Origin of the sequence: Kocuria sp. CPCC 204721, from assembly GCF_040980945.1 — a bacterium.
Taxonomy (GTDB): Bacteria; Actinomycetota; Actinomycetes; order Actinomycetales; family Micrococcaceae; genus Kocuria; species Kocuria marina.
In genome coordinates this window covers 1-22,054 of sequence record NZ_JAVKPO010000024.1, presented here as the reverse complement: position 1 = coordinate 22,054, position 22,054 = coordinate 1, and the positions used below count along the sequence as shown (strand labels likewise).

Annotated in this window: 18 protein-coding genes and 3 pseudogenes; 11 read left to right on the top strand and 10 right to left on the bottom strand. The window is 66.6% G+C overall.

All coding sequences use genetic code 11. The features are described 5' to 3' along the window. Nucleotides 1-195 precede the first annotated feature (195 nt). Nucleotides 196-2,520 carry a S8 family peptidase gene (locus RF637_RS13270; RefSeq protein ID WP_368845090.1) on the bottom strand — a complete coding sequence of 775 codons (2,325 nt, stop codon included), beginning with the start codon at nt 2,518-2,520 and terminating at the stop codon, nt 196-198. Then, nucleotides 2,513-3,328: an AAA family ATPase gene (locus tag RF637_RS13265; protein ID WP_368845089.1), complete on the bottom strand. Its 816-nt coding sequence runs from the start codon at nt 3,326-3,328 to the stop codon at nt 2,513-2,515. The genes RF637_RS13270 and RF637_RS13265 overlap by 8 nt, the downstream gene beginning before the upstream one ends. A gap of 590 nt (nt 3,329-3,918) precedes the next feature. On the opposite strand from RF637_RS13265, the gene RF637_RS13260 reads away from it, so the two are divergent. The 6 genes and pseudogenes from RF637_RS13260 to RF637_RS13235 all read left to right on the top strand — a co-directional run bounded on the left by RF637_RS13260 (nt 3,919) and on the right by RF637_RS13235 (nt 8,558). Next, on the top strand, nt 3,919-4,113 hold the full coding sequence (locus RF637_RS13260) for a hypothetical protein (protein ID WP_183085839.1): 195 nt from the start codon (nt 3,919-3,921) through the stop codon (nt 4,111-4,113). 226 nt (nt 4,114-4,339) lie between these two features. Further along, entirely contained in the window at nt 4,340-5,587 is a 1,248-nt protein-coding gene (locus RF637_RS13255; protein ID WP_368845088.1) for an IS256 family transposase, read from the top strand. A 50-nt stretch (nt 5,588-5,637) separates the two neighbouring features. Further along, nucleotides 5,638-6,135: pseudogene (locus tag RF637_RS13250) on the top strand (copper oxidase); the annotation flags it as partial. A gap of 251 nt (nt 6,136-6,386) precedes the next feature. Then, the gene (locus tag RF637_RS13245) at nt 6,387-6,611 is read left to right on the top strand and encodes a hypothetical protein (protein ID WP_338066020.1); all 225 of its coding nucleotides are present in this window, start codon (nt 6,387-6,389) and stop codon (nt 6,609-6,611) included. Nucleotides 6,612-6,787: 176 nt separating this feature from the next. Beyond that, on the top strand, nt 6,788-7,996 hold the full coding sequence (locus RF637_RS13240) for a globin domain-containing protein (protein WP_368845087.1): 1,209 nt from the start codon (nt 6,788-6,790) through the stop codon (nt 7,994-7,996). A gap of 94 nt (nt 7,997-8,090) precedes the next feature. After that, nucleotides 8,091-8,558 (top strand): pyridoxamine 5'-phosphate oxidase family protein, encoded by a 468-nt coding sequence (locus RF637_RS13235; protein ID WP_368845086.1) that lies wholly within the window; start codon nt 8,091-8,093, stop codon nt 8,556-8,558. A gap of 548 nt (nt 8,559-9,106) precedes the next feature. Here the strand turns inward: RF637_RS13235 and RF637_RS13230 are convergent. The 8 genes and pseudogenes from RF637_RS13230 to RF637_RS13195 form a co-directional block, all read right to left on the bottom strand. Beyond that, entirely contained in the window at nt 9,107-9,547 is a 441-nt protein-coding gene (locus RF637_RS13230) for a pyridoxamine 5'-phosphate oxidase family protein (RefSeq protein WP_368845085.1), read from the bottom strand. A gap of 3 nt (nt 9,548-9,550) precedes the next feature. Beyond that, a pseudogene (locus tag RF637_RS13225) lies at nt 9,551-10,451 on the bottom strand (IS5 family transposase). A 129-nt stretch (nt 10,452-10,580) separates the two neighbouring features. Beyond that, nucleotides 10,581-11,354 (bottom strand): annotated as a pseudogene (locus RF637_RS13220) (IS3 family transposase); the annotation flags it as partial. Between the two features lie 37 nt (nt 11,355-11,391). Then, nucleotides 11,392-11,721 carry a hypothetical protein gene (locus tag RF637_RS13215; RefSeq protein WP_143467403.1) on the bottom strand — a complete coding sequence of 110 codons (330 nt, stop codon included), beginning with the start codon at nt 11,719-11,721 and terminating at the stop codon, nt 11,392-11,394. Nucleotides 11,722-11,737: 16 nt separating this feature from the next. Continuing rightward, entirely contained in the window at nt 11,738-12,577 is an 840-nt protein-coding gene (locus RF637_RS13210; protein ID WP_368845084.1) for a slipin family protein, read from the bottom strand. Further along, nucleotides 12,574-13,236 carry a hypothetical protein gene (locus RF637_RS13205; protein WP_085106924.1) on the bottom strand — a complete coding sequence of 221 codons (663 nt, stop codon included), beginning with the start codon at nt 13,234-13,236 and terminating at the stop codon, nt 12,574-12,576. The genes RF637_RS13210 and RF637_RS13205 overlap by 4 nt, the downstream gene beginning before the upstream one ends. Further along, on the bottom strand, nt 13,236-15,653 hold the full coding sequence (locus RF637_RS13200) for a nitric-oxide reductase large subunit (protein WP_085106925.1): 2,418 nt from the start codon (nt 15,651-15,653) through the stop codon (nt 13,236-13,238). Before RF637_RS13200 ends, RF637_RS13205 begins: the two co-directional genes overlap by 1 nt. Before the next feature lie 475 nt (nt 15,654-16,128). Continuing rightward, nucleotides 16,129-16,785, bottom strand: coding sequence for a Crp/Fnr family transcriptional regulator (locus tag RF637_RS13195; RefSeq protein WP_085106926.1), 657 nt, complete (start codon nt 16,783-16,785; stop codon nt 16,129-16,131). A gap of 362 nt (nt 16,786-17,147) precedes the next feature. Between RF637_RS13195 and RF637_RS13190 the strand changes: the two genes are divergently transcribed. The 5 genes from RF637_RS13190 to RF637_RS13170 all read left to right on the top strand — a co-directional run bounded on the left by RF637_RS13190 (nt 17,148) and on the right by RF637_RS13170 (nt 21,996). Further along, nucleotides 17,148-17,972, top strand: coding sequence for a Crp/Fnr family transcriptional regulator (locus RF637_RS13190; RefSeq protein WP_085106927.1), 825 nt, complete (start codon nt 17,148-17,150; stop codon nt 17,970-17,972). Nucleotides 17,973-18,087: 115 nt separating this feature from the next. After that, nucleotides 18,088-18,327 carry a heavy-metal-associated domain-containing protein gene (locus RF637_RS13185; protein WP_085106928.1) on the top strand — a complete coding sequence of 80 codons (240 nt, stop codon included), beginning with the start codon at nt 18,088-18,090 and terminating at the stop codon, nt 18,325-18,327. 215 nt (nt 18,328-18,542) lie between these two features. Continuing rightward, entirely contained in the window at nt 18,543-20,471 is a 1,929-nt protein-coding gene (locus RF637_RS13180) for a heavy metal translocating P-type ATPase (protein WP_368845083.1), read from the top strand. A 115-nt stretch (nt 20,472-20,586) separates the two neighbouring features. Continuing rightward, nucleotides 20,587-21,015, top strand: a complete 429-nt coding sequence (locus tag RF637_RS13175) for a cupin domain-containing protein (RefSeq protein WP_368845082.1) — start codon at nt 20,587-20,589, stop codon at nt 21,013-21,015. Between the two features lie 63 nt (nt 21,016-21,078). Continuing rightward, entirely contained in the window at nt 21,079-21,996 is a 918-nt protein-coding gene (locus tag RF637_RS13170) for an NADP-dependent oxidoreductase (RefSeq protein WP_368845081.1), read from the top strand. Nucleotides 21,997-22,054: the final 58 nt, after the last annotated feature.

Here is a 22,054-nt window from a genome sequence, read left to right as displayed (position 1 = left end):
CCTGCTCCGCCACCGCATCCTCCTAGCCTGAGCGCCTTCTACCCCACCACCGAAAGTGCGACAGAGCCGTTTTTCTTACAGTCCCCACCCTTACATAGGTCGGGGTGAGTGCCTGGCTGTGGCCCTCACCCCGGGGTAGATTAGGCAGAGATTCTGCAGTGAGAGAGTTTCAATACTTACATCCAGAGAAGGCATTCATCGGATCCGCACCTGTGTCTGCGCCTGAACTCGGGCCACCGGCCGTAGGGCAGCGAACTGGTCCACCACGCCTTGGTAGAGGGTGCCTGAGCCATTGAGATCTTCGACGGAGATCAATACAGCGAAAGGCAGTTCGGACGGCCCCCGGTCCAGGGCTCCAGCGCGCCGAGCGAGATAGGTGAGTTCCAGCCAGGGGTCTTCGACTTCGCCGGGGTTGAACTTGATTCGTGCGTGCCGCAGGGTTTCCCACTTGCCTTCGTCCCGTAGCTGGTGTTCGGGCATGAAGTTACCGGCCCCTAGTCCACGGGTGCAGGGGGCTCCGGACTGGGTCCATCCTTGCTCGAGGAGGGCGTGGGCTTCTGGGGTGCGCTGGTCGTGAATGACGGTTCTGAGGTTCGTTCCCTTGGGTGGGGTGAAGTTGAATAGGTGGGCGTGGGGCCTGAAGGTGAGGTCCAGGGTTCCTTGGGTGTAGTCGGTCGGCTCGCTGGGCTCTACGGAGGTCATGAAGGCGGCGGTGATGCGGACTTCGACCGCGCCGGTGAATCGGACAGGAACGGGTACCTGGTAGCCGATGATTTCCTCGCGTGCGATTTGGTCGACGTACAGCACGTGGGCTTCGTCTGCTGAGGTGGCGAGGACATCGCGGAAGGTCAAGGGCAGCCGGCCGTGGCCGAATTCGTTTTGTCGGGCTTTGTAGTGGGGGTGGCGTTCGGCAAAGTGCGCGACGAAGGCTCGCAGCGCGCTGGAGGTGGGGTTGGGTAGCTGTGTCGCCAGGTCGGACAGTGCATGGGTGACCAATGGTGCGGCGAAGCTAGTGCCCTGGGAGTAGGCGATGTCACCGTTGGAGCGGAGAATGGGGAAGGGATTGTCATCGGTTCCCCCGAACTGCACGCAGCTCGGTTGGAGGCGGTTGCCTTGGCGGCCGGGGCCGATTGAGGAATAGGAAGCTCGTGCCCACTTGGCGTGGGGTGCGTGACGGTCCACGGCGCCGACGCTGATGCCGTTGGCCATGTCGGCGGGTGCTTCAACCCGGTTGAGTCCGGTGATGGCATCCATTTCGCCGTGGTTGCTGGCTGCGACGACGAACAGGACGTCGTTCTCCCATGCCAGGTGGTCAAGGGTGCTGGTCCACAGGTTGGGTTCCTGGTCCTCCACGACGGCTTCGGACGGTCCCAGGCTGAGGTTGACGAGTTTGTGCTCGCCTTCAGTGATGACATCCCTGATCTGGTCGAGGACCCAGTACCCTTCCGGGTCATTGGGGTCCGCCGGTGTGGGCAGGATTCGATAGCTATCCACGCCCAGTGCCGGCGTTGCAGCTTGGCCGCCGATCTCGGCCAGCCCGTACAGAGCGGCTCCTGTCACTGCGGTGCCGTGCTGCACGCCATGAGGATGCGCGTCCTCAGGGGTGAGGTTGATGCAAGGGTCCGGGAACAGCGTCGTGGGCTCCCCCAGGCCACCGTCGAACACGGCGACACGGAAGATCTCTGAGCGTGGTGCGCTGGAGGCGGGGGCTTGGAATGGGTCAACGGCTCGAGGGGCGAGGCCCGGGAAAGGGCGGATGACTGGCATCGGGCGCATGACACGGAGCGGGTTGAACCGTGCTGCGTCCTCTGCAGCCGCCTTCGGCAGCGCCACGGAGGTGAAGGTCAGTCCCCCGACGCGTCGCACGTAGCGAGGGTTGACCTCTCCACCCAGACTTTCGATCCAGCGCATCCACTTGCCTAGCACGTCCTCACTGGCGGGCATGGTGTTGCGGGACAGGCCGGGCTCGGGATGCAGCACGGCTTCCCACAGTGCGGTGTCGTCATCACGGGTGATGGTCACAGCGTGGGACAAGGTGATGTCATCGAACTTCAGGAGATCTTGCTCAACGGCTTGGCGCTCCTCCTTGGTGCGTCCGCCTCGTTCGAGCAGTACGTTGAGCTTCTCCAAGCCGCTGTCATCGATTGATAGCACCAAGCGCCGGGTGCCCACGGTCCTCGGAGCCCGTTTCTTGGTTCGGTAAGTGCCTTGGTCAGCACGGGATCCGACAGGCACGGCCCCGATGGCCGACAGCAGGTCGCCGGGGAAGTTTGAGGCAGCAATGTAGTTGGGCAACAACCGTGCTTCCACATAGAGCCGATCGGCGCGCAGTTGCTCGGGCAGTTGCTGTGCTTGCTCGGAGGCGCGGCGGACCATGGGTGTCAACAAGGTGCGGGCCTGCTCGGCGGTCTGCGGATCGTACTTGGTGCCGCCTCCCCGGTTGGGAGGTGTCACCTCTAGTCGTAAAGCCTCGCCGTTGACGAGTAGGGGACCGCCTGCCGTGTTCTGTCCATCAGCCATTCGTCAATTCCTTCTGCCGCCGCAGCGCTGCGGAGACCGTGGGGTGAGTTACGTGGGCTCGGTGGGCAATCTGCCGCGCGGACAGGCCGAGCCGGCTTGACGCTAGCAACCATGCCCGGTCACGCACGGGACCTGGCTCCGTGTGGCGCCACAACACTTCCTCAAGCAGCTCATCATCGATGGAGCTCCCACGAAGAATGGACCGACGCTTGGCCAGCTCCCACACCCGTACGATCTCGGATCCGCTGACCCCATCAAGCAGGTCGCTGACGATATCCAGCACGGTGGAATCACTTTGGTCATTCGCAAGGTGCCCGAGAATCAACCTCCGTTCCTGGGGTCCAGGCAGGGCAAGGTCGATCCACCGATCGAAACGCCGACCGATAGCCGGGTCCAGTAACTGGGGGTGGTTGGTGGCCGCCACCAACAGGCTGGTCTCAGACCACCGATCCAGTTCGACGAGTAGGACGTTGACGATGCGTTTGAGCTCTCCGATATCGGTGTCGTCATCACGTCGTTTGGCCACGGCGTCGAATTCGTCCAGCAACAGGACGCACGGGCCCGTCTGTGCATAGTGGAGGACCGATTTGATGTTGCGCCCGGAAGAGCCCAGGTAACTGGAGACCACAGAGGCTAGATCCAGCGAGACTAGGGGAAGGTCGATGTGCTCGGCCAGCCAGCGTGCCGCCAGGGATTTCCCCACCCCGGGGGGCCCGCTCAATAGGAGAGTTCGGGTGGGGGCGACGCCGGCGAGCTGCAGCTTGTCGATGTGGTCGCGCTCCTCGACGATCTCGTTGAGTTCCTCCATCGCCTTCGGCGCTAGGACCAGGCCTGCGCTGGAGGGAGTGGGGTCCACATCAACTAGTGGATTGGTCTCAGCGTCCTGGGGCATCTCCCCCGGGGCAAAGCGCAGGGCGTTGGTTGCAGGGCTTGCCGACATGGCGTCGCGGAGCATGGCGCGGAATGACTCATCGCTCTCCACCTCAGGAGGCAGGGCTCGTAGGAGACGGGAGGCGATCTGCCGAACGCCTGGACCGTATCCGGCCACTCCCACACGTATGAGGTCGACGAGAGCTTCTTGCAACCCGCCTTGATGCTGGTAACTTGTTCGGGCTTTGGGGGACATACTTACCAGACTAGCCTCTGCTGCGGGTCAAGCCAGGCAGGTTGCGTGGAAAGTTATAAAGCTGCGTTGCCTCATACTTTCCACCCGTCTATGATGACGAAAGCACAACGACCCCGATCGGCAAAGCGTCGATCGTAAGGTCGACGGCCGTCGGGGTCGCAGATTCCACAGTGCCTCCGCGGAATCCTTAAACCCTATCGACTGAGGGCGGGGTGCGCCAGATGCGCGCTCCGCCCTCCGTCGATGGCCGCGTGCGGGAAGGACTAAGCGTTATGGCTCACCGCAGTTCCATCACTGGCCGCTACATCTCCAAGGCCGCTGCCGCGCGTCACCCGCGCACCAGCGTGACGGAGAGCGGATCCAACAAGAGCAGCGGCACGCATCACCGCAGCGCCAGCTCAGGGCGCTTCATCACCCCCGCGCAGGCGGCGCGTAACCCGAAGGGCTCGCTCACGGAGCGCGGCTAGTACCAATTGGCGGAGGGCGGGCAACGCTTGCCCTCCGCCGACCCCACAATGATGGCCCCCACCAATTGGTGGGGGCCTTCATCGCGTCTGGTATAGCCGAAGAGAGTGGTGCCCCATAAAGTGGTGTAGCTCGCGGTGGCCAGGCTCGTCGTTCACGACGTAGGCGCGGTCACCGTGTGATCCTTCGAGAAAGCTCTCTACTTCTCACTCGAATGGAGCCATCACGATGACCGCTCCTCATATTGTCGACCCTGCGAGCGTGCTCGCTGAAGCCCTGACCGACGCGTCGCCGGATCTGATGCGCAGCTTGCTGCAGACGATGATCAACGCGTTGCTGTCCGCTGACGCGGACGCCGTTGTTGGTGCGGAGTGGGGCAAGCCCTCACCCGGCCGGCTCGCGCAGCGCAATGGTTACCGGCACCGCGACCTGGACACCCGCGTTGGCACGATCGACGTTGCCATCCCGAAGCTGCGGGCGGGGACCTACTTCCCGGAGTGGTTGCTCGAGCGCCGCAAACGGGCAGAGACCGCGCTGATCACCGTGATCGCGGACTGCTACCTCGCCGGCGTCAGCACCCGCCGGATGGACAAGCTGGTGAAGACCCTCGGGATCCACTCCCTTTCGAAGTCGCAGGTCTCGCGGATGGCGGCCGAGCTCGATGAGCACGTCGACCAGTTCCGCCACCGGCCGCTCGAAGATCCCGGGCCGTTCACGTTCGTCGCCGCTGACGCGCTGACCATGAAGGTCCGCGAAGGCGGCCGGGTGATCAACGCGGTCGTGCTTATCGCGACCGGCGTGAACGCGGACGGGCGCCGCGAAGTCCTCGGGCTCCGCGTCGCGACATCCGAGACCGGGGCTGCCTGGAACTCGTTCTTCGCCGATCTCGTCGCCCGCGGCCTGGGCGGGGTGCGCCTGGTCACCAGCGACGCCCACCAGGGCCTCGTCGAAGCGATCGCGGCGAACCTGCCCGGCGCGGTCTGGCAACGTTGCAGAACCCACTACGCGGCGAACCTGATGAGTGTCACACCGAAGACCATGTGGCCCGCCGTGAAAGCGATGCTTCACTCCGTCTACGACCAGCCCGACGCCGACGCCGTCCACGCCCAATTCGACCGGCTCCTGGACTACGTCGACGGGAAACTCCCCGACGCGCACGAGCACCTCGATACCGCACGAGCGGACATCCTCGCGTTCACCGGGTTCCCCGAAGGGCTCTGGCAGCAGATCTGGTCCAACAACCCCAACGAGCGCCTCAACCGCGAGATCCGCCGCCGCACCGACTCCGTCGGCATCTTCCCGAACCGCGACGCGATCATCCGCCTCCTCGGCGCCGTCCTCGCCGAGCAGACCGACGAATGGGCCGAAGGACGCCGCTACCTCGGCCTCGACATCCTCGCCAAAAGCAGACTCACCCTCGTCGCCGACAACGACCCCGAGGAGGTGACCGACAACAACCTCGAACTCAGCGCCTAACCCCTCAAACCGAAGGACCGAGCGCTACACCACCACCGGGGACTTGACCGATGTTCGGGGCCGTGGTGATCGATCCGCCTGGTCTACCGGAGGTCGACCACGAGTACCTGCTGGTGCAAAACGAGACGTACCTAGGGCCAGCTGGCGACAGCGATGGGCCCGCGGACGCCGCCGTGGCCCCGGAAAACGTCGCTACCGGTGTGCCCTCCTTGACGATGTTCAACGGGCACGCCACCCAATACATGCACGCCCCTCTCGCCGCCCAGGTGGGCGATCGCGTCCGCATTTGGGTGCTCGCGGCGGGTCCGTCGAAGGGGGTGAGCTTCCACGTGGTCGGTGGGCAGTTCGACACCGTCTACAAGGAAGGCGTCTACCTTCTGCGACCGGGCGAGACCGGGGGTGGTGGGGCCCAAGTCTTGGATCTGGCTTCCGCCCAGGGCGGGTTCGTGGAACTGGAATTCTCCGAACCCGGGACCTATCCCTTCGTCAACCACTCCCTGGCGGAGGCCGAACGCGGAGCCAAAGGCCTGATCCGGGTCTCCCCGTGACGCCTCCGATCCTTGGTGCCTGCGGCGCTACGGACCGAGAGGCAGAACAAACCACCCCATGCGACGCATAGTACGAGATGGCGTGAACCGCTCAGATCGCCCAAAGAACCCGCAGGAACACTTCATCGAAAGGGAAGAACATGGTGCAGAAATCGTCTTTGACCGCGCTGGCTCGCAACCAGCTGGAGGCCGCTCGGCGTTCCTCCAGTGGGCGTAGCGCCCACACTGTGTTCGGAGGCCATGAGCACGTGATGCGTCAAACCGTCATCGCCCTGTGCGCCGGCTCTGCACTGCATGAGCACAACAACCCTGGTGAGGCTACCGTGCATGTTCTGCACGGGCGGGTGCGGATGACTGCCGCCGACGTCGAGTGGAGTGGATCCTCGGGGGATCTGCTCATCGTGCCGGATTCCCGTCACGGGTTGGAAGCGGTCGAAGACTCCGTGGTGTTGCTGAGCGTGGCCAAGCACGTCTAAAGCGCCTTCCCCGCCGCGGGGCTCCGTCCCGTCACCAGGGACGGGGCACTCTTTGTCTCAACCCCACACTCATGGCGCCGCCATCACTGTCTCGGGTGGAAACCCGGTGTTAGCTTGGCACGACATCGATCCAGCGCCGCCGCCACCAATAACCGATAGCTGATAAAGGAGCGAACATGCTGTCCGATACCGCGTACCCGGTCGTGAAGGCCACCCTGCCCGTGGTGGGGGAGAACATCCAGGAGATCGCCCGGCGTTTCTATGCGCATATGTTCGGGGAGCACCCCGAACTGCTGGACGGGTTGTTCAACCGGGGCAACCAGGCCGATGGGCGCCAGCAGCAGGCGCTGGCCGGGTCCGTGGCCGCCTACGCCGGCTACCTGGTGAACAGTCCGACTGAGGTCCCGGACCGCCTGCTCTCGCGCATCGCCCACAAGCATGTCTCCCTCGGGTTGCGCCCGGATCAGTATCAGATCGTCCACGACCACCTGATGTGGGCCATCGTCGATGTCCTCGGGGACGCGGTGACACCGGAGGTGGCCGCGGCGTGGGACGAGGTGTACTGGTTGATGGCCAACGCGCTGATCAACCAGGAGCGGGGCCTCTACGAGGCGGTGCGGCTGTCCCCGGAGACCGTGTGGCGGACCTGGCGGGTGGTCGAGAAGACCCGAGAGACGGACGATGTGGTCACCTTCGTGGTCGAACGCGCCGATGAGCGGGAGGTGAAACCGTCGTTGCCGGGGCAGTACGTGACGCTGAAAATGGAGATGCCCGATCGCGTGCACCAGCCGCGCCAGTACAGTCTGACTCGGGCCGATGACGGGCTGCACCGGGTGTCTGCGGTCAAGCGGGTTCCCGGCAACGGCACCCCGGCCGGGGAGATGTCGACCCTGCTCCACGACCGTGTCCAGGTTGGTGATGAGCTGACTCTGTCGGTGCCCTCAGGTGATGTGGTGCTGGAGTACACCGACCGTCCGGTGGTGCTGGCCAGCGCCGGGATCGGCATCACTCCGATGGCCGGGATGCTCTCGCACCTGGTGAAGGCTGGGGCACAGCGCAAGGTGATGTTCCTGCACGCGAACACTTCTGCAGAGATGTTCCCCCTGCGCGAGCAGGTCATCCAGGATCTGGCCAAGCTAGCGGATGGGTCGTTGATGACCTGGTTCGCAGAGCGTTCCAAGTCCACCCACATGGTCGATGGTGAACTTGTGGGCCGGATGGACGTCGGTACCGTGGATCTGCCTACCGATGCCCAGTACTACTTGTGCGGGCCGTTGCCGTTCATGCAAGCGATCCGCAGCGACCTCATCGCCCGCGGGGTGCCGGCCAAGGACATCCAGTACGAGGTCTTCGGCCCCGACCTGTGGCTGGCCGACTTCCAATAATGCCCCGGTGGGTGAGCGCTCGGGCGGGATACCGCCGTAGCCATCGGAGCACCGGGAGCACGGCGCTCCGGAGAACGAGTTGCAGGAGGACAAGATGACGGACAAGGACACCAGCGAGATCGAAGAGCTCCCTCCCCACACCTGTTGGGACCTGTTGCGCGGGGCGGGTCTGGGCCGCCTTGCCGTATGGGTGGGGGACCACCCGGACATCTTCCCGATCAACTACGCCGTCGACCACGGGACACTCATGTTCCGGTCAGGGCAGGGCACCAAGGTTTCCCACGCCTTGTCGGAGGTTCCAGTGGCCGTGGAGATCGACGGATACGACGCGCCAACGGCCAAGGCATGGAGTGTGGTGGTCCGGGGCCAGGCCGAGCAGGTCCGGCAGCTCCAGGACCTGGTGGACACCGTGGATCTGCCACTGCTGCCCTGGCAGGCTGGCCAGAAGGGCATCTTCGTCCGCATCGTTCCCGATCTCGTCACGGGCCGTCGGTTCCCGGTCGCCGACCCCGGGATCTGGCAGACCCCGCTGTCGCAGGCACCCCGGTCACCAATGGAATGACCCCACCGACAGGCCCACGGCGGGCGAACCGCAAAGTACGCCATCGCTGCACTGGCATGGACACCAGGCTTCGCGCTGCGCGATGCCCACTAACCGCATTTCGTGGAGAAAGACCGCTGGGCGTTCTTCCGGGCCTTTGCGGCACACCGGCACGACCTCCGGACAGCAAAGCCTCCACCGATGACAGGCTCACCGAGTTCGGCCACCCAAAGCGAATAGCGCCGGTGCCGAGAACGTGACGACATGACAGCGACAAGAGCGAGAAACCCAGCCACCGGACGTCCCAGCTGCACCGGAGCACCTGAGACTCCGACACCGGGCACCCCTGGTCGTCAACGCGTGCAGACCAAATCCACGCCCGCGCTACCGCGGCAAGCCACCACGATGGACCCCCTCACCTGCGGCAAGCCCACCCTCGGGGAGGGTGCCCGCTATTAGCGGCGACGTCAGCCAGTATCGCCACCGCCGATGACATAAACCCTAGACCGACACTCAACTGCCCGGCTAGGCCCCCGGTCCCCGTACCCGGTGACACAGAAGGCGAGGGGTCAGTGTCCGAGGTGGAAGTGATGGCCGGTGACTTTGGTGGGTGTGACCTGGACATACTCGAACTTGGTGGCCTCCAGCCACGGCCGCAGGAACAGCTCGTCGACCCGGGTGGTCTCGGCGGGATCGGTGAGCTGGCCGGCGGTGCCGCGGGCGATAACGGACCAGGCCTCCCCGCCCTGGACGTGGTCGACCTGCACCGTCACTTGTTCCCTGAGGACCAGGTGCAGCAGCTTGGTGCCCTGGGCGGTGCGGAAGTAGATCTTCTCGTCATCGGCCACGGGATTGATCGGGGTGATCTCAATTTCGTCCCCATCCATGGTGGCGATCCCTCCGAAGCGTGCGCTGTAAAGGTGCTCCCAGCACTGCTCGGCGGTGATCTCCGTGACGGGAGCCCGGTGATCGCGCTCATCCTTCTCGGGATTGTGCCCAGAAATGTCCATGCGCTAGGGCATGTCTCCCAATAGTGCTTTGAGCCAGATGGTGATGGCCCGTAGCACGGCCCCGCCACGGTAGGTCAGCGCCAGCTTGTCGTAGCGCGTGGCGAGGCCGCGCCACTGCTTGAACAGGTTGAAGGACCGCTCCACCACGTTGCGGCCCCGGTAGTCCTGGGCGTCGAAGGCCGGCGGCCGCCCGCCACGGGAGCCCCTGCGCCGGCGGTGGCCTTGCTGGTCGGCCGGCTCCGGGATCACCGCAGCGATCTTGCGGGACCGCAGGTGGGCCCGGATCGCGCGGGAGGAGTAGGCCTTGTCCGCCCGCAGCCGCTCGGGCCGGGTCCGGGGCGGGCCCGGCCGCCCGCCGTGGACCCGCAGGTGGCTCATCAGCGCCGGGAACATCGGCGAATCCCCGCCCTGGCCCGGGCCCACCAGCACCACCAAGGGCCGGCCCGCCCCGTCGACCAGGGCGTGGATCTTCGTCGACAGCCCGCCACGGGAGCGGCCCACTGCGTGGTCAGCCGGCTCGGTGAGCAGATTCGTGTAGTTCGGCGGGCCCCCCTGTGTGGCGGGGGAAGTTGGTGGCGTGCTGGTGTGCGCGGTTGATGGTGGAGTCCACCGACACCGCCCAGTCGATCAGCTCCACCTTCTGCGCGTCCGTCAGCAACGCGGCCAGGATCCTGTCCCAGGTCCCGTCCCCGCTGTAGCGCCGATGCCGCTTCCACACCGTCTGCCACGGCCCGAACTCTTCTGGGACGTCCCGCCAGGCGATCCCGCACCGGTAGCGGTAGAGGATGCCCTCCACCACCGGGCGGTCATCGCGAAACGGCCGGCCCCTGCTGCCGTCGGAGGACGGCAGCAGAGGCTGGATCCGCTCCCACTGTTCATCGGTGAGCACCGAGGTACAAGACATGCACCCAGCGTGACAGAGATGCTCACACCATTAAAGAGACATGCCCTAGTTCATGGCGCCATTTTGACACGTGGCCTCAAGAGGGCGAGGAGCCCTACCCTACCCCCGGTTCGTGGACACGGGGTGTGATTACGCGGCAGTTGCCAGCGTAGCGGTGTAGCCGGTCTCGTAGGCGTTCGGGGGCTGACAGCGGCACCAGGTATGGCAGTGCTTGGTGCTGTAGTGCGTCAGCCATCTGAAGACCTGGCGGCGGCAGGCGAGCTCGTCGGGCCAGGACACGGCGTCTTGAAGGGCCTCGCGCTTGAGGGCGGCGTTGAACGATTCTGCCGGCGCGTTGTCGGCCGAGGATCCCACGGCTCCCATGGACCGGGTGACACCGAGGTCGGTGCAGAGCCTGGCGTAGTCCGTGGAGGTGTAGACGGCGATCGACCCGTGATCGCTGTGGAAGATCGCTCCAGCCGGGCTGCCGCGGCTCGCGGCTGCGGCCTTGAGCGCGTCTTCCACGAGGCTGGTGCGCATGTGGTCGGCGATCTCCCACCCGGCGAGCCGGCGGCTGTAGCAGTCGATGACGGTGGCCAGGTACAAGTTGCTCCCATCGGCCAGCGGGAGGTAGGTGATGTCGCCGATGTAGCGGCGGTTGGGCATCGGTGCGGTGAAGTCCCGCTTGAGCAGGTCGGGGACCTTCGCCTCGGCCTGGTCGGGGATGGTGGTGCGTACGCGCCGCTTCTTCACATAGCCGGCGATCCCGGCCCAGCGCATGATCCGCGCGACGCGCTTGTGTTTGACCCGCTCACCGTTGATGGCGCCGTCGTTGAGTTCGGCGGTCATCCTCTGCGCGCCGACGGTGTTGTCGCCAGCGTGGATCGCGCGGATCCGTTGGGCCAATGCCGCGTCCGTGGCAGTCCGGTTGGGACGGGCGGCGACGTGGAGGTTGCCGCCCTCAAAGTTCGCTGGTGCGGGCGCGAAGACGTGTTGATGACCGGGTCCAGCGCAACAGACCCAGAATTGTGATGATCCCGCCGATGCCTCCGACGATCATGCCACCCAGCAGCCACACTGCCAGGGGATCCGGGCCGCCGGTATTGCTGCCTACCCCTGTCATAGTGCCGCCCAGGAAGCCGAAGAGCGGGGCGAGCACCATGGCTGATCCGCCGAGGATGGCCATTTTGATGCCTCGAGAGCGGTCGGTCAATGCGGAGTTTGGTGACCTGCGCTCGGGCGGTATCGCGTCGGTGTTACTAGGGGTTTCTGGCACGTGTTGGGAAGCCATGGGTCGCTCCTATCCACTATCCGGACCGATCCGGCTGGGGCGTGCTTTCAGCGGGAGGTCGTGAGGTGCCGTTGCTGTTCGCGTGGAAGCGGTCGACGAGGTGGGGCAGTTTGTCGATGAACGGGCCGACGATGTCGATGGGCAGGGGAAAGACCACGGTGGAGTTCTGATCGGCGCCCAGCTCCAGGAGGGTCTGCAGATAGCGCAGCTGCAGGGACGCGGGATTGCGGCTGAGGGTCTCCGCGGCCTGGCGCAGCTCTTCGGAGGCCTGCAGCTCGCCGTGGGCGTTGATCACCTTGGCGCGACGTTCGCGTTCGGCCTCCGCCTCGCGGGCCATGGCCCGTTGCATGGCCTCGGGGATCTCGACGTCCTTGATCTCCACCACGTTGACCTGTACACCCCACGGTGTGGTCTGGGCGTCGATGGTCCGGGCGAGGTCCTCGTTGAGGTCCGCCCGGTGGGCCAGCAGAGTGTCCAGGTCGGCTCTGCCCACCACGGATCGGAGGGTGGTCTGGGCGATCTGAGAGGTGGCCACGGCATGGTTCTCCACGGCCATGACCGAGCACACCGGATCGGTGACCTGGAACAGGACGACGGCATTGACCCGAGCAGGCACGTTGTCCTTGGTGATCACCTCCTGCGGGGGAATCGTGAGGGTCACCACGCGCAGGTCCACCCGGATCAGCTTGTCCAAGCCGGGGAACAAGAGGCGCAGCCCCGGGGTGAGCGCCGGCCGCAGGCGCCCCAGCCGGAACGCGACGCCGCGTTCGTACTCCTTGAGCACACGCACCGAGGCCACCAGCACGCCCAGCACCAGCAGGGCGACGACGACGCCCGCCACCAGCCACGCGCTCATCGGTTCCTCCCCCTGCTCCGTCCGGTCGGCGTCTGCTCGCCGGGCCGGTCGGCCGTCGACCGGTCGCTGCGGTACCGGACCCGCGGTGCGGCGGTGCGACCGGCGACGGTGTCATCCAGCGTCTCGACCTTCACGCCCACGGGGAAACCCGCCGGAGACCGGCGCAGATGGGACCACAGCGGCCAGCTGCTCAGCGCCACCAGGACCACGGCTCCGCCGAGGACGACCAGCTCAGTCGGGGTGCGGTGTTCCAGCATCATGGCCAGTGGCCAGACGACCGCGAGGACCGCCACCGCACAGGCGATGCCGCGATGGAAGCGCTCTGCCTCCGAGGCTGGCCACGGGTCCACGTTGCGCCCGATCTGTCGGCCGTGCGGGGAAGTGGTGCAGGTGGACTTCACCGGGCAGGCATTGCACACGGTGGGGGAGGCCCGGTAGCGCATGACCCGGTTGTCCGGGTCGAAGGACTGGGGCCACAGCCATTGGTCCTGGGGGCACTGCCAGGCGTCGTGGTCGGCGTGGTAGGTGAATCCTCCGTGGTGCCACGCCGCGGCCCGGGCGGCGGCCCGGCGGGCCATCCGATCGACGCCGAAGGCTGCGGCCAGCAGGAAGAGTGCGTACCCGACGGCGAGCCATACGGTCACTTCGACATGGCCCATCACGGGGCTCCTCCGGTTCGCCCCGGATCCTCCGGGGGCTGGCCATCCCGGATCCGGTCGGACCGGTACCGGGACGGGGGCAGCGGGCCGTCGGCCGGTTCGATGCCGGGTGTGGCGTTCACAGGCTGTTCCTCCACGAACAGCGCCTCGACGGGGACGATCTGGGTGGTGGGCCGGATCCCGTGCCGCAGGCCCAACCAGGTGATCCACAGGAACGGCAGGACTCCGCCGATGATGAAGACGAGGTCTCCGGGCAGCCGGATCCACTCGAGGGCCGCGTTGCCGGGGTTGGTGAGGTACTGCAGGGTCCGGGCCTCGTAGTAGCCGTCGTTGACGGAGTGCCACAGCTGCACTACGCCCAGGGGTAGGAGGGTGGCGAAGACCATCCACGCCAAACCCAGGTTGAGGGACCAGAACGAGATCTTTGCCAGCCGGTCCGGCCACCGCTCCGGCGGGATCAGGTAACGCAGGGCGAACAGGGCCAGGCCCACGGCCATCATGCCGTAGACGCCCATCATCGCCCCGTGGGCATGGTTGGCGGTCAGGGCCGTGCCGATCTGGTAGTAGGACACCACCGGCAGGTTGATCAGGAAGCCGAAGACGCCGGCGCCGAGGAAGTTCCAGAATCCCACGGCCACGAGGAACATCACGGCCCACCGGTGTGGAAAGGGTGCCGAGGACCGGGATTCCTGACGGGAGCCCAGTTGCAGGAACGTCCAGGCCTCGACGGTGAGGAACGTGAGCGGGATGACCTCCAGTGCGGAGAAGAACGCGCCCAGGGCCATGTGCTCCACCGGGGTGCCGGAGAAGTACAGGTGGTGCATGGTGCCCAGCACCCCACCCACCGAGTACAGGATGACATCGAGGAAGATGATGGCGATGGCAATCGGGCGCCGCACGACCCCGAGCATCACGAAGATGTAGGCGACCATGACGGTGGTGAACAGCTCGAGGAAGTCCTCGACCCACAGGTGCACGACCCAGAACCGCCAATAGTCGGCCACGGTCAGATGCGTCTCGGTGCCGGCGAGCATCCCGACGGCGTAGAAGGCCGGGATCGCCAGCCCGGCGAAGAAGAACAGCCAGGGCATGTTGGTGCGGTGCTCGGTCTTGAGCCGGGCGCGGATGCCGCGGTAGAGGATGGCGATCCACAGGAACAGCCCCACCACGAGCAGGCCCTGCCAGACTTTGGGCAGATCCAGGTATTCCCACTGCTGGTCCCACAGCGGTGAGCCCTCGGCCCACTCGACGCCGAATACGCTCAGTGCCGAGCCGAGGATCGTGCCGGCCACCACGACGGCCAGGGCGCCGAGCAACCCGTAGGCCAGCCAGTGCTGGCGCTTCGGTTCCCGCCCGGAGATGTAGGGGGCCAGGAAGATCCCGGCGGCCAGGAAGGAGGCGGCGGTCCACAACAGGGACAGCTGCACGTGCCAGGTGCGGGCCAGGTTGAAGGGCAGCAGCTGGGCGAGGTCGAAACCGAAGAAGCTGGTCAGGTCCGACCGGTAGTGCTGGATCGCTCCGCCCAGCAGCGCCTGAGCGAGGAACATCAGAGCGACGATGAAGAAGAACCACACCGTGGCCCGCTGTGCGGGGGTGACCTCGACCTCGCCGGGTTGTTTGAATGCCAGGGCCGGGGCCTCGTTGGCGTGCCAGCCCAGTCGCTGGCTCCACCGTCCGTAGACGGCGAACAGCGCGCCGATGCCCACCAGCAGCGCGGTCAGGGATAGCCCGCTCCACACGAGGATGTCGGCGGTGGGTCCGTTGGCCACCAGCGGCTCGGGCGGCCAGTTGTTGGTGTAGGAGTAGTCGTGTCCGGGCCGCTCAGCCGCGGCCGCCCACCCGGTCCAGGCGAAAAAGGCGGTCAGGTCATGGATGTCGGCCGGATCGGTGATCGCGTTCGGGACCAGTCCGTGGCGGGTGTCGGGTGCGCCGAAGAAGTCCCCGTAATGGGTCTGGAGCTCCTCGAAGGCCGCCACCTGCAGGTCGGTGAGCTGCAGGGTGCCGGTGGCCTCGTCGTAGCGGTTGCTCCGCAGCATCTCGGTCAGCGTGCCCTGCGGGTCCTGCACCCCCGAGGCCTCGAGCTCCTCCAGGATGTAGGTCGCCGACCGGCGCAGGTAGTCGGCGGTGTAGTCCGGGCCGAGGTAGCCACCGTGGCCGACGATCGACCCGTACTCCTGCAGGCCGCGGCGCAGGAAGATCTGTTGGCCCTCGGTGATGTCCTTGCTGGTGAAGACGACCTGGCCCGTCTCGTCCACGACACGGTCGGGTTGAGGCATCGAATCCGTGTAGGTCCGGAAAGCCAGGAAACCCATAACGAAGAAGCCGAAGATCATGACCAGGGCCACACCCTGAACCCATCCCTTGGCCACTGGCGAGTCGGCCGGACCACGCAGGCTCGAAGACGTCATCTCAGCCATGAGGGTTGTCTCCTCTACTCGGACTACGGGTTCACCGTTTCACCTGCAAACTTTGTGCTGCCGCTCAGGGCAGGCGATTAGGCGACACGCTACATCAGCCCAGGTGAAGGGGAACATGATTGAGATCATGTTCCCCGGGATGTGGTGCACGTAGATTGAGGCCCTTGAGGTCAATGGCCGCCGTAGCACTTTGGAAGACTCACTTCCTCGCACGTCACGATGGCACTGGCACTGGCACTGGCACTGGCACTGGCACTGGCACTGGAGGACAGCTTGACCATCTGAAATTCCGGGCTGTGTCCTGAGACGCGAAAAGGGAGAATCGAAGGCGGTGGCCCGCTCCTGGCGCTCTTCACTGGGTGAAAGCAAGAGGGGACGCTGTTGTCCCGCTGACCGTGGCGACGACACATGAAGTACGTACGATCACCCTGATCGAAGTCCTGCGGATCATCATGCGGTGAAATGCTCGAGACACCTATCCCTCGGCCACTGCTGACAGGCGTGAACGATCGAGAATAGTTGTCCAGCGACGCCCGGTGTCGACAATGCCATCATCACGGAGACGGCTCATCACCCTGCTCACCGTCTCGGGGGTCATTCCCGTCAGAGCCGCCAGATCGGTACGTGTCAAGGGCACCTCTAAGGCGATCTTCTCGCCCTGCGAATCACCGAGCTTGTCGGCCAAGACCAAAAGCGCGGCAGCAACACGTTGCTCGACGTTGTCCGCCGACAACCGGCGAATGGTCTCCTGAGCCTGGTCCAAACGGTGAAGTACCTCATCGAGAACGGCCAGAGCCAGCCGTGGCTGACGCCCCATGGCCTCCTGAAAAGCCCTGGCTGGTATTTCCAGGGCACACGCATCAGTCAAGGCCACGGCGCTGTCCGGGTACACAGCCTGCCCCAAGATGCCCAGTGTCCCGCACCCCTCGCCGGGCCCCAGAATGTTGAGCATGACTTCCTGGCCGTGGACCGAAGGACGGATCAACTTCGCCGTACCCGAAGCCACGACGAACAGGCTGGTGGCGTTCTCGCCATATCGGTAGATGAACTCCCCGGCGCGGTAGCCACGCGCCTGCACCTGCGCCTCCAGGTCAAAGATCTCGGCCATCGTCAACCCGTCGAACAGAGGCATGCGTCGCAGAACTTCCAGACGCACCGGACGCGGACACACGTGGGGAGCCCTGGACCGCTCGGTCAGCGGAAACCGCCGTCGCTCTCGCACTACCCAACCACCCCCTGGCGCGCGCTCACTACCCAGCCCGGTGACATCACGCCCGTGGCACCGTCCTATACGACCATGCTGGGCATAGGCCTTCGGACAAAGTCTAGGGAAGAAGCCATGTTGTTGATGCGGGCCGGGGTCCGGGAAGCCGTGAAGCCGGTCTGGTGCCGAATGCTGTGGGCGTACGGTGGAATCCGAACGACGCGATTCGGTGACCAGGTGAGCGACCCGTCCCTGGTGCCGTCGCCCCCACCTGGCCAGAAGGGAACAGCATGAGCACCCCCTCCCATGCCGAGGACCTGCAGGGGCCGCCGGCGCGGATGGCCCCGGATGCTACCCCGGTGTCTGCTCGGCGAAGGATCCCGTTGCGGTCGACCTGCGCGCAGCCCCACGCGTGTCCGGTCCCGGTGCGGATGCGGGTGCTGTCCCGGACACCGATGTTCGCCGGGCTGGCCGAGGAGCAGCTGGTCGGCATCGACCGGAGGATGACCTCCCTGTCCTGGGCCGAGGGGGACGCGCTCCACGTCGAGGGCACGCCTGCTGAGCACCTCTACCTTGTGGCCACGGGACGGGCCAAGGCTTACCGGACGGCACCGAATGGGCAGGAGGTCGTGGTGGAGCTACTGGGGCCAGGTGATCTCTTCGGCGGGTTGCGCACCCTCGGCCAGGAAGCCTACGCCGAGACTGTCGAGGCTTTGACCACCGTGTGTGCCCTGCGGATCGGCGACGACGCGTTCCGGCAGATCCTCGGCGAGCACCCAGAGGTGGGACTGCGGGTGCTTGAGGACACCACAGCGCTGCTCGCCCAGGCCCGCTCCGACGTCACCCGACAGTCCACGGCCACCGTGGCCGAGCGGCTGGCGGCGGTGCTGCTGCGCCTGGCGGAGAAGTTCGGGGAGCCCGCCCGCGAGGGCGGGACGCTGATCGAGCTGCCGCTGTCGCGGGCGGATCTGGCGGGGATGACTGGGTCGACCCCTGAGTCCGTCTCCCGGGTGATGAGCCGCTGGCGCAAGGACGGTGTCATCGACGCGGGCCGTCGCTGGACCGCTGTGCGTGAGCCGCGCCGGTTGGCGGAGATCGCCGCCGCGGAGGCCTGAACCGCGATCTGCGCGGTTGATTGACGCCCGTCATGGTCCGAGGATCCGGTCCTTCGTAGGTTGGGGACACACCCGATGAGGTGTGTACTCCACGACAGGGAGAGGAACCACCACCATGACCACCACCACAGCCACCACCACTCACACGGTCCTGCGCGCCGAGGGCTTCTCCTGCCCGTCGTGCGTGGCCAAGATCGAGAAGCGCGTCGGGCGTCTGATGGGCGTCTCGGCGGTGACGGTCCACTTCGCCTCGGCCCGGATCGAGGTCGATCACGACCCCGCCCTCGTGAGTGTGGAGGACATCGTCGCCGCCGTGGCCAAGGCCGGCTACACCGCTCGCCCCGCCGCCTTCTGAGCTGTTCCATCACCACGGCCCGCGCCGCTGCCGCGACCTCCTCAGGAGGCCCCGGCAGCGGCGCTCTTCGCTGCCCGCCGAGCTGGCGCTGATTGGCCCTTCCTGCGATCGCGCGGCTGATTGATCCCCGTCATGTTCGGGTCCGCGGGCTGTGCGTAGCGTCGTGAACAAGCCCCTCATCGGGGGCGGAGGAGTTCCAGGAAAGGACGGACACCATGAACAGGGTGCAGAGCTGGATTTACGGCCGGTGGGCGATCCCCGCGGTTGCGGGGGCGCTGATCCTTGCCTCGTTCGCAGCGTCCGAGGTTGCTGGCTCGGTCCTGTGGGCGGATGGGCTCATGGTCGCCGCGGCCGTCGTCGCCGGCTACCAGATCGTGGTCAAGGCCGTGCGGGCGTTGGCCGCCCGCACGGTCGGGATCGACCTGCTGGTGGCGGTCGCCGCGATCGGGGCGGTCATCATCGGCAACTACTGGGAGGCCGCCGCGGTGACTTTCCTCTTCGCGGTCGGTCATGCCCTGGAGTCCGCCACCCTGAACAAGACCCGCTCGGCACTGGCCGAGCTCGTGGCCGTCGCCCCGGACACCGCCGTCGTACTCCGTGGCGGGGAACAGGTGGAGGTTCCGGCCGCGGATGTGGTGATGGGTGAGATCGTGCTGGTCAAGAACGGGGCCAAGGTTCCCGTCGACGGCCAGGTCGTGGCCGGCACCGGTGCGGTGGACGAGGCCTCCATCACCGGCGAGTCCATCCCGGTGGAGAAGGGCGAGGGCGATCAGGTCTTCGCCGGCACCGTCTCCCGCGGCGGGTTCCTGCAGGTGCTGGCCACTGGCATCGGTGCCGACACCACCCTGGCACGGATCATCCACCGGGTGGAGGAGGCCCAGGACGCCAAGGCGGCCACCCAGGCGTTCATCGACCGGTTCTCCACCTGGTACACCCCCGCGATCATGGTCCTGGCCCTGGCTGCCGGGTTGATCACCGGTGACGTGGTGTTGGCCCTGACCCTGCTGGTCATCGGCTGCCCCGGTGCCCTGGTGATCTCCATCCCGGTCGCCATCGTGGCCGGCATCGGCCGCGCGGCGCGCAACGGCATCTTGATCAAGGGTGGGGAGTTCTTGGAGACTTCCGCGAAGATCACCGCCGTCGCCGTCGACAAGACCGGCACGCTCACCGAGGGCCGCCCGCAGTTGACCGACGTGGTCGTCCTGGACCCGGCGCTGGACCGCGCCGACGTGCTGGGCTGGGCCGCGGCCGCGGAGGCTGGCTCCGAGCATCCCCTGGCCCGCCCGATCCTCGCCGCCGCTGCGGCCGAGGGCGTGGGAGCCTCTGCGGTTCCCGAGGCGGTCGACCCAGTCCCGGGCAAGGGCATCGTGTCGACCACTGACGGGGTGCGGGTGCTGATCGGCAACGCCGCGTTGCTGGAGCAGTACGGCATCACCGACCCGAAGGCTGCAGCTGCGGCTCAGGAGCTGGCCGCGGCCGGGCGGACCCCGATGATCGTGGCCGTCGATGACGCCGTGGCCGGGGTGCTCGCCGTGGCCGACCAGGTCCGCTCCGACGCGGCCGAGATGGTTGCCCGGCTGCACGAGGCGGGGGTGGAGAAGGTCGTCATGCTCACCGGTGACGCCCCGCTGGTGGCCCAGGCCATCGGCCACGTCACCGGCGTCGACGAGGTGCGTGCCGGGCTGCTGCCCGAGGACAAGCTCGAGGCGGTGGCGGCGCTGCAGCAGGAGGGCCACGTCGTGGCCATGGTCGGTGACGGCGTCAACGACGCCCCCGCCCTGGCCACCGCCAACATTGGGGTGGCGATGGGTGCGGCAGGCTCGGCCGTGGCCGTGGAGACCGCCGACATCGCCCTGATGGGCGACAACCTGCTGAAGCTGCCCGAAGCGATCGGGCTGGCCAAGCGCACCGTGACCGTGATGCACCAGAACATCACCGTCGCCCTGCTCACGGTGGTGCTGCTGCTGGCCGGGGTCTTCGCCGGCGGGGTCACGATGTCGATCGGGATGCTCGTCCACGAGGCTTCTGTGCTCGTCGTGATCGCCAACGCCATGCGCCTGCTGCGCCGCGCCCAGGACACCACCCCCGCGACGGACACCACCCCGGCCGCTCCGACCACGAACCGGGTGACCTCCCGGTCCTAGGACACCACCGTGGCGAGCGGCCCCCCCACCAGGACCTCCCGCCACCGAGCGGAACGCACCACCAGCCCTGCCCGGCCCCGGGCGAAGAAACCACCATCACTGCAGGAGGAACATCATGAGCGGGCAAGAGCACTTCACCATCGAGGGCAACATTGAGCACTTCACCATCGCCGACATTGCCCGGAACAACCCCGACTTCCGCCAGGTGCTGTGGACCGGCCAACACTCCCAGATCGTCGTCATGACCATCCCCGCCGGTGGTGAGATCGGCGAGGAGGTTCACGAGCACACCGATCAGATCCTCACCTTCGTCGCCGGCACCGGGGAAGCCGACCTGAACGGGCACACGCATCCGATCGAGGCCGGTGACCAGTGCGCGGTCCCGGCCGGGGCCCGGCACAACTTCCGCAACACCGGCGAGCAGCCCCTGGTGCTCTACACCGTCTACAGCCCGCCCGAACACGCCGCCGAAGCCGCCTACGCCACCAAGGACGAGGCCGACGCGGCCGAAGCCGCCGGTCAGGACGAGCCCCCGACGGCCTGAGCCCGTCCCCACCCGGAAGAGATCACGAGATCACAGAGAGACAGCAGAGAAAGAAGAGAACTCATGTCCAAGGCGTACGTGTTCACCGACTTCGGCGGTCCTGAGACCCAGCAGCTCCTCGATCGGCCCGCCCCGCAGCCTGGCCCGGGCGAGCTGGCCGTGGAGGTTCGAGCCGCCGGGGTGAATCCTGTCGACTGGAAGATCCGCTCCGGGGCATTGGGGCGGGACCGGGAGCTGCCGGCCCCGATGGGCCGGGAGATCTCCGGCGTCGTGACCGTTCTCGGGGAAGGCGTGGAGGGTTTCGCGGTCGGCGACGAGATCCTCGGCCCCGTCGCCGACGGCCACGGCGGGTTCGCCGAGCACACCCTCGTGCGGGCGGCCGATGCGGTCGCCAAGCCCGAGGAGATCTCCTTCGCCGACGCCGCGACCATCCCGGTGGCTGCGGCCACCGCCTATGACGCCACCCACCAAATCGAGCTCGAACCCGGCCAGAGGCTGCTGATCCTCGGCGCCGGCGGCGGAGTGGGACTGATGGCCGCCCAGATCGGGCGCGTCCATCAGTTCACCGTCATCGGCGTCGCCAGCCAGTCCAAGCGCAAGATCGTCGAATCCACCGGGGCGACCTTCGTCCCCTCCGGGGAAGGCGTGGCCGACCGTGTCCGCGAGGTCGCCCCCGACGGGGTGGACCTTATCGTCGACCTCGTCGGTGGTGAGGCCCTGGGTGAGGTTGCCGGCCTGGTCGCCGACCCGGCCAGGATCATCTCCGCGGCCGACGCCACGACCGCCACAGAACTGGGCGGGGCGGCACTGGAACGCACCGCGGAGGCGATGCAGAAGATCACCGAGGTCATCGAATACGGACTCGTCGATCCCCACGTCACCGCCTGCTATCCCCTGGCAGAAGCAGGACGGGCGATCGCCGAGGTCGAGGCCGGTCACGCCACCGGCAAGATCGTCATCGAACCCACCCCCGTGTGCTGATCCTGGGCACGCCCGGAGCCTCGTGCGGTGAGAACAAGGGCGCCGGTGTGGCGGCCCC